We start from the raw sequence: 10416 nt of genomic DNA, 5'->3' as shown, positions 1-10416 counted from the left end.
TTTAGTTACACGCAGGGAACGCCGTGTCCAAGAATGAAAAGCTGCTCGCCAAACTGCTCAATGAGCACATGGCATTTACCTGGTCTGAGCTCGTCACGTTATTACGCCGATTGGGATACACACAGATTGAAGGGGCCGGAAGCCGGGTCAAGTTCGACATGGGCGACCCCAGTGCAATGATCACCCTGCACAAGCCTCACCCCGGCAACGAACTGAAACACTACATTCGGCGCCAGATCATCGAACAATTGAAATCAGGAGAACTGATTCAGTGAACAACCAACTGAAACACAAAGGCTACATCGGCTCCATCGAAGCCAGCCTCGAGGACAACTGCCTGTTTGGTAAAATCCTGTTCATCAAGGCATTGGTGAGCTATGAAGGCAAAACTGTGGCTGAACTGGACGCAGCCTTCCGTGGCGCGGTGGATGATTATCTCGCTACCTGCCAAAGCCTGGGGCACACGCCGGAGAAACCGTGCAAAGGTTCATTCAACGTACGTGTCGGGCATGACTTGCATTTGGCCGCTGCCCTGGCGGCAAACCGTAAGAAAGTGACATTGAATGATCTCACGCGTCAGGCGCTGAACGAATTTCTGCAGCATCACTACCCAGAGCCATGCCCGACGATTGGCTGACTATCCCAACCGCCGGTAACCCACTACCGCCGAACCCGCAACCACCGCCCCCGCCGCCAGCGCCACCCAGAATCCGCTGGTGGCGCCAAAGTGGTCGATCATCCACCCCGAACTCGCGGCGCCAATGGCCACGCCGATGCTCAGGCCGGTGATCAGCCAGGTCATGCCTTCGGTCAGGCGGCTGGCCGGGACGATCTGCTCCACCATGGCCATCGACACAATCAAGGTGGGCGCAAAGAACAGCCCGGAGATAAAGATGGCAGCGGCCAAGCCGGGAATATTGCTCACCAGCAGCAAGGGCAAGGTGGTCAACGCCGTGGCTACGCCGCAGTACAGGAACTGGCGTGGCAACGGCGCCTTGAGTTTGAGGGCACCGAAGGCCAACCCGGCCAGGCACGAACCAATGGCATACACCGACAGCACGATACTCGCCGCCGCCGGTTGGCCCTGATGCTGGGCGAAGGCCACGCTGACCACATCCACCACGCCGACGATCACGCCCATGGCCAACAGCAAAATCATCAGGATCAATACCGACGGCGAAGCAATCAGCCAACGACCGGGCGCGCCCTGATGCGCGTGTACCGGTGGCTCGGTTTGCCGTTGCAGCACAAAGGTGGTGACGCCCACCCCCAGCAACAGCGCCGCCACCAGGGGCCCGGCTTCTGGGAACACCGCCACGCTCAACCCCACCGAAATGGGCGGGCCGATGATGAAGCACACCTCATCGAGTACCGACTCCAGGGCAAACGCGGTTTGCAGCCTGGGCTGGCCACGGTACAACTCGGTCCAGCGCGCCCGCACCATGGCCGACATATTGGGCATGCAGCCCGCCAGCGCGGCGAACAGAAACAGCGTCCAATTCGGCGCCTGCAACCGCGTACACAGCAGCAACATCAATAGCGCCCCGCCGCCGATCAGCGCGGCAATCGGCAGCACCCTGCCCTGGCCGTAGCGGTCCACCCAACGTGACACTTGCGGCGCGCAAATCGCCGTGGCCAGGGCAAACACCGCCGCCACCGAACCGGCCAGGCCATAGCCGCCATGTACCTGGGACAGCATGGTGATCAGGCCGATGCCGGTCATGGATATCGGCATGCGCGCCAGCATGCCCGCGAGCACAAAGGCCCGGGCACCGGGGACCTGGAATAATTCAGCGTAGGGGTTTGCCATCCTGCTTGACCTCTTGCTCGACGCCCTGGGCTTGCTATCTGAATCCATCAGGGCAAAATACATACGACGCGTATGTGGCAGATCATGCTTCGCATACGCAGCGTATGTCAATCACTTAGCCAAGAGACGCCCATGAGCCGAGCCCGAGCTGAAATGATCGAAGACACCCGCGCCCGCCTCATAGCGAGCGCGCGCCGGGCCTTCGCCACCCAAGGCTATGCCAATACCTCGATGGATGACTTTACTGCCCGTGCCGGCCTGACGCGCGGTGCGCTGTATCACCACTTTGGTGACAAGAAAGGGCTGCTGGCGGCGGTGGTCGCTCAACTCGACAGCGAGATGGACGCGCGCTTGCAACGCATCTCGGAGCAGGCCGTAGAGCCTTGGAGTGGTTTTTGCGAGCGCTGTCGCGCCTATCTGCGCATGGCCCAGGACCCGGAAATCCAGCGCATTGTATTGCAGGATGCCCCGGCGGTACTGGGCGACACCGGCTCCCAGCAACACTGCGTGGAGTCCTTGCGCCAATTGCTGGAGACCCTGATGCAAGCGGGCCTGATGCCTACGGCCCCCAGCCACGCACTGGCGCAGTTGATCAACGGCAGCCTGGTCAATACCGCATTGTGGATTGCCCGCGATGAGCACCCGAGTACACGGCTGGAGGAAGGCTTGCAAGGCCTGGAGCTGCTTTTGCGCGGGCTGAGCCTCACACCAACCGCTTGATCTGCTTATGCCGCCACACCAAGCGGTAATAGGCGATCTGCAACACCAGCATCGCCAGGTAGGTCACCGGAAATGCCATCCACACTCCTTCCAATCCGAAGTGGGCGTTGAACAGATAGGCCATTGGCAGTTCCACGCAGAGCACGCAGAAGATCGAGATCGCCACCGGCATCAGCACCACCCCGCTGGCGCGCATGATGCCGCCAATCACCGCCTGGAAGCCAAATACCAGAATGCTCCAGAGCATGATGTGCAGCAGGTGTTCGGCCCGTACCCGTGCGCTGTCGTCGGTGATGAACAGGCCCAGCAACCAGTGGGATAGCCCATAGCCGAGCACGATCAAGCCACCGGTGAGGCACAGGTTGATTACAAGCCCCGTGCGCAGGATCGGCCCGATGCGCTCCAGGCGCCCGGCGCCAATCGCCTGGGCGCCGAGGATCGAGGCGGTAATGGCGATCGACAGCGCCGGGAACTGCACATAGTTGACGATCTGCGTCACCGCGCCATAGGCCGCCGTGGCCTGGGAACCGTGGCCGTTGACCAAAGCCAGGATGACCAGCTCTGACAGCGATAGCACCACCATCTGCAAGCCCGTCGGCAGGCCGATGCGCAGGACTTTGCCGAGGATAACGCGGTCCAGGCGCAAGGCGGCAAGCAGCTCGCGGTCTGGCGCCATCACGTGTTTTTTGTGGCGCAGGCGCAGGATCAGAAACAGCATCGCCAAGGCGTTACCCACCAGCCCGGCATACACCGCACTCTGGATGCCCATGGGTGGCAGGCCGATCCAGCCGCGAATCAGCGCAGGCGTGAGCAGCAAGCCCACCAGGGTGGAGACCATCAATGCCAGCAACGGCGAAATCGTGTCGCTGACGCCACGCAGCAGTTGGGTATAGAGGATAAACACCAGCAGCAACGGCATGATCAACATCATCATCTGGGCGTAGCCCACCGCATCGTCGAGCACATCCACCGGCGTGCCCAACGCCTGCAATGCCGGGCGCGCAAACAGGCTGCCCAGCACGGCGGCCACCAGGCCCACCAACGCGCCCAGGGTCAGGGTGGCACCGGTAATCACCTTGACCATTCCGGTCTCCTGGGCGCCCCATGCCTGGCCGATCAACACCGAGGCGCCCGCCCCCAGGCCGATCACCAGGGCGATAAAGAAAAACACGATGGGAAACATCCCCGACACCGCGGCCAAGGCCTGGGTGCCCAGCATCTGGCCGACGTAAATGCCGTTGAGGGTGCCGGAAAAGCTCTGCAGGAAATTGGACAGCACCATCGGTGCCAGGAACAACAGATAGATTTGCCACAGCGGACGTTGCAAAGGGTTTTGCATGAAAAATGGGGCCTCGAATCACGAAAGCGTCTCAGAGTTATACCGTAACTGGATCCAATATGCTGTTGTGAAGGCCCGGGTTAACCCCCAAAGGTCTGCGACGGCCTGCGCAACGTCGGGTCAAACGGATTGAGCCGCGGCCCGATGGCCGCCGCCTCGCGCTTCAACAACTCCACCACCATCGGCAAGCGGCTCGGCCCCAGGCGGTCGCTGATGGTCGCCACGCTCAACGCCGCGACCGCGTACCCGTCGCGGTTGAGGATGGGCACCGCCAGCCCTGCCATACCTTCCAGCACACCGGTGTTGCGTGCTGCATAACCCAGCTTGCGCACGTTCTCCACTTCGGAGCGCAGCAGCACTTCGTCGTACAGGTGGAAGTCCTTGAGCCGTGGCAGGTTGTAGCGGATCACCGTCTCGCGCTCTTCTTCCGGCAGAAACGCCAGGATCGCCAGGCTGCCCTGCCCCACACCCAAGGCCACGCGCCCACCGATATCGCCGGTGAAGGTACGAATCGGGTACGGACCCTCGCTGCGGTCCAGGCAAATGGCGTCGAAGCCGCTGCGCGCCAGCAGGAACAGCGAGTCCCCCAGCGACGCGCTCAGGCGCAACAGGCTGGGGCGCACAAGGTCGCGCAGGTTGCCGGTCTTGCCCGCGTTGGCCGCCAACGCGAAGAACTCCAGACTCAAGCGATAGCGTTTGCTGCGTGCATCCTGCTCAACCATGCCTTCGTCCATCAGGCTGCGCAGCAGACGATGGGTGGTGGGTTGGGACAAGCCCACCTGTTGGGCGAGCTGGGTGACCCGCTCGCCGCCCTCGGGTACCTCCCCCAGGGCTCGCAGCACAGCAAACAACCGGGAGACGCTGCCCGCACCGACTTCTTTGCCGCCATCAATTCGCTCAGTGGAATCCATAACACCTAATCTCGTTAGTAATTCTGCTCAATGAATAAATCGCAAAATAGTAGTCCGTTGAGTGAAATTCTACCTTCCACCCATCCTAGTCTTCGTCCTAATCTGCGTCCACAGGGGCGAATTGAACAACAACCGGCAGCCGACTTGAGATCGAGCGCCAACGCACCGGCACCGCACTTTTCGCATCTGCCCAAAACAAGAAAGCGCGTTTAGACGCGACTGAATAAAGGTGGAACGCAAACATGGCATTTCTCCAACTCAAGGCCTTGAGCAAACGCTATGGCGCCGTCGATGCGGTGGTCGCCACTGACCTGGCGGTGGAACAAGGCGAGTTCGTTTCCCTGCTCGGCCCTTCAGGCTGTGGCAAGACCACCACCCTGCAAATGATCGCCGGTTTCGTCGACGTCAGCGGCGGCCAGATCCTGCTCGACGGTCGCGACATTACCCACGCCAAGCCCGCAAGCCGTGGCCTGGGCGTGGTGTTCCAGAGCTACGCGCTGTTCCCGCATATGAGCGTGCGCGACAACGTCGCCTTCGGCCTGAAGATGCGCAAGGTGCCTGCGGCCGACATCGCCACCCGCGTCAATACCGTGCTGGAGCTGGTGCGCCTGGCCCAGCATGCGCAGCGCTACCCTCGTGAGCTGTCCGGCGGCCAGCGCCAGCGCGTGGCCCTGGCCCGTGCGCTAGTGATCGAACCGCCGGTGTTGTTGCTCGATGAGCCGCTGTCCAACCTCGACGCCAACCTGCGCGAAGAGATGCAATTTGAAATCCGTCGTATCCAGTGCGCGGTGGGCATCACCACCCTGATGGTCACCCATGACCAGGCCGAAGCCCTGTCCATCAGCGACCGTGTGGTGGTGATGCAGGCCGGGCGTGTGACCCAGATCGACGCGCCGTACAAGCTCTATGAGCACCCGCGCACGCGGTTTATCTCGGACTTCGTCGGCAAGGCCAACCTGCTGGCCGGCGACTACGATGCGCTCGGCGCACCCCAAGTGCGTCACGACGGAGGCGCAGGCGAACTGACCCTGAGCCTGCGCCCGGAAAAAATCCAACTGGTGGAGCCGGGCACCGGGCGCATGCAAGGCAAAGTGCTAGACCGCTACTTTTTCGGCAGCCAATGGCTGTACCGCGTCCACACCGCCCTGGGCGAAATCACTGTGGTGCGCAGTAACGACGGCAGCGTGCCCTTGGCTAACGGCGCGGTGGTGGGCCTGCAATGGCAGGCCGATTTGCTGCGGGTACTGGCCGCCGATGAGGTGCACCCATGAGTCGCGGTTACCTGCTCTCGCTGCCAGCGCTGGTGCTGTTTGCCGGGCTGCTGATCGTGCCGCTGGGCTTGACCCTGGTGCTGTCGTTCAATGTGTTTGACTACCAAGTGGGCGTGAAGGTCGATGAGTGGACCTTGGCCCATTACTGGGCGCTGTTGAGCGACGCCTACTTCTACGAGATTTTCTGGCGCACGTTCTGGATCAGTGCCCTGGTAACGCTGCTGTGCGTGGTGATCGGCGTGCCGGAGGCTTACATCCTCAGCCGCATGGGCACGCCGTGGCGCTCGATTTTCCTGATAGTGATCCTCACACCGCTGCTGATTTCGGTGGTGGTACGCGCGTTTGGCTGGAGCCTGCTGCTGGGTGCCGACGGGCTGATTAACCAAATGATCCAGGCTCTCGGCGGCAGTCCGATGAAGCTGCTGTATACGCCCTTCGCCGTGATCATCGCGTTGGTGCACGTGATGCTGCCGTTCATGATCATCCCGGTGTGGACCTCCCTGCAAAAGCTCGATCCGTCAGCCGAACAGGCGGCGTTGTCCCTGGGCGCCAGCCAGGCCACGGTGATGCGCAAGATCGTATTGCCCCAAGTGATGCCCGGTGTGCTGTCCGGCACATTGATCGTGTTCGGCCTGGCCGCCAGCTCCTTTGCGATCCCCGGTCTGCTGGGCGGGCGACGCCTGAAGATGGTCGCCACCGTGGTGTACGACCAGTACCTCTCGGAACTCAACTGGCCCATGGGCGCGACCCTCGCGGTGGCGCTGCTGTTGGTCAATCTGCTGATCATGCTGAGCTGGAATCGCATGGTCGAAGGCCGCTACAAAAAGTCCCTGGGGGTTTAAGCGCATGTCCAGAAACGGTCCTTTGGCCCTCGGCTTTCATGCGGTGGTGGTGCTGTTCATGATGGCGCCGCTGGTGGTGGTGTGCCTGGTGGCATTCACGCCAGAGAACACCTTGAGCCTGCCCACGTCGGGCTTCTCCCTGCGCTGGTTTCGCGCAGTGTTCGAACGCGCTGACTTTATCCAGGCGTTCTACAACAGCCTTATCCTGGCCTTCACCGCCGCCACGCTGGCGACCCTGATTGCGGTGCCGGCGGCCCTGGCGATCAGTCGCTATGCGTTCCCGGGGCGCAATTTTTTCAGCGCGCTGTTCCTGTCGCCCATCATCATTCCGCACCTGGTGCTGGGGGTGGCCATGCTGCGCCTGTTTGCGCTGATGGGCGTAAACGGCAGCTTTACCTGGCTGATGCTCGCGCACGTGGTGATCATCACCCCCTACGTGCTGCGCCTGGTATTGGCGGCGGCCATCGGCATTGATCGCAGTGCCGAGCAGGCCGCCGAATCCCTCGGCGCCGGGCGCTTTACGCTGTTCCGGCAGATCACCTTGCCAATGATTTTGCCTGGCGTGGCCGGTGGGTGGTTGCTGGCGTTCATCAACAGTTTCGATGAAGTGACCCTGTCGATTTTCGTCAGCTCGCCGGCCACGCAAACCCTGCCGGTGCGCATGTATGTGTACGCCACCGAGTCTATCGACCCGATGATGGCCGCCGTTTCGGCGCTGGTCATCGCACTGACGGCAGCGACCATGATTGTGCTCGACCGGGTCTACGGCCTGGACCGCGTACTGGTGGGGAAACACTGATGGCCTTGTTCAAGCGACTGAGCGAAACCCAACGCCCTGCCCTGGCCTTTACCCTCGACGGCCAACCCGCCACGGGGTTGCTCGGCGACACCCTGCTGACCGCCATGCTGACCTGTGCCGAGCACCTGCGCGGCAGCGATTTCAGTGCCGAGCGCCGCGCCGGGTTTTGCCTGATGGGTGCGTGCCAGGATTGTTGGGTGCGGCTGGCCGATGGGCGGCGGGTGCGCGCCTGTTCGACCCTGCTTGAAGACGGCCAGGCGATCAGCCGTGACCCGGGGCGCCAGCCATGAAGCCGGTGGTGATTGTGGGTGCAGGCCCGGCGGGGATCAGCGCGGCGCGCACGTTGCTCGACCATGGCATCACACCGTGCCTGGTGGATGAGAGCCCGCGCGGTGGCGGGCAGATTTATCGGCGCCAACCCCTAGGGTTCCAACGCTCTGCCCGGCAGATCTACGGGTTTGAAGCGCGCAAGGCCCAAGCCGTGCACCAAACCATGGATGAACTGGCAGCGCTGATCGACTACCGGCCGGACACCTTGGTGTGGAATGCCGAGGACGGTCGCCTGGACATGCTCAATAACGGGCGCGCCGACAGCCTCGAATACGCGCAGGTGATAGTCGCCACCGGCGCCACCGACCGTATCCTGCCGGTGCCGGGCTGGACATTGCCCGGTGTCTACAGCCTGGGCGCGGCGCAAATTGCCTTGAAGTACCAAGGCTGCGCGATTGGCGAACGCGTGGTGTTTTGTGGTTCCGGGCCGTTGCTCTATTTGGTCGCTTACCAATACGCAAAGGCCGGCGCCAAGGTGCTCGCTGTACTCGACAGTGCGCCGCTGAGTGCCCAATGCCGGGCCTTGCCAGCGCTGCTCAGGCAACCGGCGACCCTGGCCAAAGGCATGTATTACCGCGCCTGGCTGACCGCCCACGGGATTGCCGTGCATCAGGGCGCAATGCTCAAGCAGATCGACGGTGACCAACGGGTGCGTGGCATTCGCTTCGGCGAACAGACCCTGCCATGCGATGCCGTGGCCTTCGCCCACGCCCTGCGCAGCGAAACGCAATTGGCCGATCTGCTCGGCTGTGAGTTTGCCTGGAACCCGCTCAATCGCGCCTGGCTGCCGCAACGTGACAGCGCCGGGCGCAGCAGTGTCGAAGGGGTGTATCTGGCGGGCGACGGCGCCGGGATCATGGGCGCCGATGCCGCGCAAATGGCCGGCGAATGTGCCGCGCTGGCGTTGCTGGAAGATACCGGCGTCGCGGTCGACCCGCACCGCCGGGCCACACTGGAGCGGCAGTTGGCGCGTATCCAGCGCTTTCGCCAGGGCCTGGAAACCGCGTTCCCCTTCCCCGAGCACTGGGCCGCGCAGGCGCCGGACGAACTGGTCCTGTGCCGCTGCGAAGAGGTCAGCGTCGGCGAGGTGCGCGCCGTGGTGGATGAAGGCCACTGGGAAATCAACCGGGTCAAAGCCCATTGCCGCGTCGGCATGGGCCGCTGCCAAGGGCGGATGTGCGGGTTGGCGGCGGCGGAAATCGTAGCAGAGCGCAGCGGCCGCGACCTCCCACAGATCGGGCGTCTGCGTGGCCAGGCGCCGATCAAGCCGCTGCCGTTTGGCGTGCAGGTGCAGCCATGATCGACGTCATCGTCTTGGGGGGTGGCATCGTCGGGGCTTCGGCGGCCTTGGTGCTCGCGCGAAAAGGCCAGCGGGTGGCACTGGTAGAACGGGATTTTTGTGGCTCGCACTCAAGCGGCGTCAATTACGGCGGCGTGCGGCGCCAGGGGCGGCCCTTGCATCAGTTACCGCTGTCCCAGCGCGCTCACCAACTGTGGGCCGACCTGCCTGGGTTGATTGGTATTGAGGGTGAATACGTGCGCTGCGGGCATTTGAAGCTGGCACGCAGCCCCGGGGATTTTGCCGCACTGCAAGCCTACGCCGATCAGACCCGTGGCTTTGGCCTGGGCTTGCAGCTGTTGGACCGCAGCGAGTTGCGCAAGCGTTTTCCCTGGGTGGGCGACGTGGCAGTGGGCGCCTCGTTGTGCCCGGATGATGGGCATGCCAACCCGCGGCTGGTGTCTCCAGCCTTTGCCCGTGCCGCCCAACGCCATGGCGCTGCGGTGTACGAGCAAGCCGAGGTGATCCGCATCGCGCACGACAGCCGACTGTTCCAGGTGCACTGCGCCAACGGCCTGCACTTGCAAGCGCCCTGGCTGCTCAACTGCGCCGGCGCCTGGGCTGGCAAGGTCGCCGCGCAATTGGGCGAGCCGGTGCCGATTATCTCGGCGCACCCGGCAATGCTGGTCACCGAGCCGCTGCGGGGAGTGATGACCGTCAGCACCGGCGTCGAGGGCGGCGGCATCTATGCCCGGCAAGTCGCCCGTGGCAATTGCATCCTCGGCGGCGGGCGCGGCTTTGCCCTCGGCCCACAGCAAGCCCGGCCGGGCCAGGCGGCGGTGCTGGAGATCCTGCGCAATGCCGGCGAACTCTACCCGTTTCTCCAGGGAGCCCAGGCCATTCGCACCTGGAGCGGCACCGAAGGTTACCTGCCGGACAACGAACCGGTGATCGGCCCCAGCAGTACCCAACCCGGCCTGCTCCACGGCTTCGGCTTTGCCGGCGCCGGGTTCCAGCTCGGCCCCGCGGTCGGTGAAGCCCTGGCAGAGATCGTCTGCGACGGCGCCAGCCGCCAACCCATCGAAGCGTTTTCCATCCGTCGTTTCCAAGCCTGA

At 63.3% G+C, this 10416-nt stretch carries 12 protein-coding genes; 9 read left to right on the top strand and 3 right to left on the bottom strand.

The genetic code is table 11. The features are described from left to right. The first annotated feature begins 23 nt into the window (after nucleotides 1-23). Nucleotides 24-275, top strand: coding sequence for a type II toxin-antitoxin system HicA family toxin (locus MHH62_RS01235; RefSeq protein WP_014718823.1), 252 nt, complete (start codon nucleotides 24-26; stop codon nucleotides 273-275). Next, nucleotides 272-637 (top strand): type II toxin-antitoxin system HicB family antitoxin, encoded by a 366-nt coding sequence (locus MHH62_RS01230; RefSeq protein WP_014718824.1) that lies wholly within the window; start codon nucleotides 272-274, stop codon nucleotides 635-637. Before MHH62_RS01235 ends, MHH62_RS01230 begins: the two co-directional genes overlap by 4 nt. Here the strand turns inward: MHH62_RS01230 and MHH62_RS01225 are convergent, their stop codons facing one another. Next, nucleotides 638-1810: an MFS transporter gene (locus MHH62_RS01225; protein ID WP_339232265.1), complete on the bottom strand. Its 1173-nt coding sequence runs from the start codon at nucleotides 1808-1810 to the stop codon at nucleotides 638-640. A gap of 132 nt (nucleotides 1811-1942) precedes the next feature. Between MHH62_RS01225 and MHH62_RS01220 the strand changes: the two genes are divergently transcribed. Next, nucleotides 1943-2530: a TetR/AcrR family transcriptional regulator gene (locus MHH62_RS01220; protein WP_032905010.1), complete on the top strand. Its 588-nt coding sequence runs from the start codon at nucleotides 1943-1945 to the stop codon at nucleotides 2528-2530. Here the strand turns inward: MHH62_RS01220 and MHH62_RS01215 are convergent. Together MHH62_RS01215 and MHH62_RS01210 are read right to left on the bottom strand one after the other, a co-directional pair. Continuing rightward, nucleotides 2514-3869 carry an MATE family efflux transporter gene (locus MHH62_RS01215; protein ID WP_106111287.1) on the bottom strand — a complete coding sequence of 452 codons (1356 nt, stop codon included), beginning with the start codon at nucleotides 3867-3869 and terminating at the stop codon, nucleotides 2514-2516. The two genes, MHH62_RS01220 and MHH62_RS01215, sit on opposite strands and share 17 nt — an antisense overlap. An 80-nt stretch (nucleotides 3870-3949) precedes the next feature. Beyond that, nucleotides 3950-4780, bottom strand: coding sequence for an IclR family transcriptional regulator (locus MHH62_RS01210; protein WP_019816829.1), 831 nt, complete (start codon nucleotides 4778-4780; stop codon nucleotides 3950-3952). 242 nt (nucleotides 4781-5022) lie between these two features. Here MHH62_RS01210 and MHH62_RS01205 point away from each other — a divergent pair, with 242 nt between their 5' ends. The 6 genes from MHH62_RS01205 to MHH62_RS01180 are packed head-to-tail and all read left to right on the top strand — an operon-like array spanning nucleotide 5023 to nucleotide 10416. After that, nucleotides 5023-6051, top strand: coding sequence for an ABC transporter ATP-binding protein (locus MHH62_RS01205; RefSeq protein ID WP_201914815.1), 1029 nt, complete (start codon nucleotides 5023-5025; stop codon nucleotides 6049-6051). Continuing rightward, nucleotides 6048-6893, top strand: a complete 846-nt coding sequence (locus MHH62_RS01200; protein WP_014718830.1) for an ABC transporter permease — start codon at nucleotides 6048-6050, stop codon at nucleotides 6891-6893. The genes MHH62_RS01205 and MHH62_RS01200 overlap by 4 nt, the downstream gene beginning before the upstream one ends. A 4-nt stretch (nucleotides 6894-6897) precedes the next feature. Continuing rightward, nucleotides 6898-7692, top strand: coding sequence for an ABC transporter permease (locus MHH62_RS01195; RefSeq protein ID WP_014718831.1), 795 nt, complete (start codon nucleotides 6898-6900; stop codon nucleotides 7690-7692). After that, the gene (locus MHH62_RS01190) at nucleotides 7692-7982 is read left to right on the top strand and encodes a (2Fe-2S)-binding protein (RefSeq protein WP_014718832.1); all 291 of its coding nucleotides are present in this window, start codon (nucleotides 7692-7694) and stop codon (nucleotides 7980-7982) included. The genes MHH62_RS01195 and MHH62_RS01190 overlap by 1 nt, the downstream gene beginning before the upstream one ends. Beyond that, on the top strand, nucleotides 7979-9322 hold the full coding sequence (locus MHH62_RS01185; RefSeq protein WP_339232263.1) for an FAD-dependent oxidoreductase: 1344 nt from the start codon (nucleotides 7979-7981) through the stop codon (nucleotides 9320-9322). Before MHH62_RS01190 ends, MHH62_RS01185 begins: the two co-directional genes overlap by 4 nt. Next, nucleotides 9319-10416, top strand: a complete 1098-nt coding sequence (locus tag MHH62_RS01180) for an FAD-dependent oxidoreductase (protein ID WP_103452278.1) — start codon at nucleotides 9319-9321, stop codon at nucleotides 10414-10416. Before MHH62_RS01185 ends, MHH62_RS01180 begins: the two co-directional genes overlap by 4 nt.

Origin of the sequence: Pseudomonas sp. FSL L8-0168, assembly GCF_037976155.1 — a bacterium.
GTDB classification, from domain to species: Bacteria; Pseudomonadota; Gammaproteobacteria; order Pseudomonadales; family Pseudomonadaceae; genus Aquipseudomonas; species Aquipseudomonas paracarnis.
The sequence above is the reverse complement of the archived record's forward strand: the minus strand, read 5'-3'. Positions and strand labels throughout refer to the sequence as shown.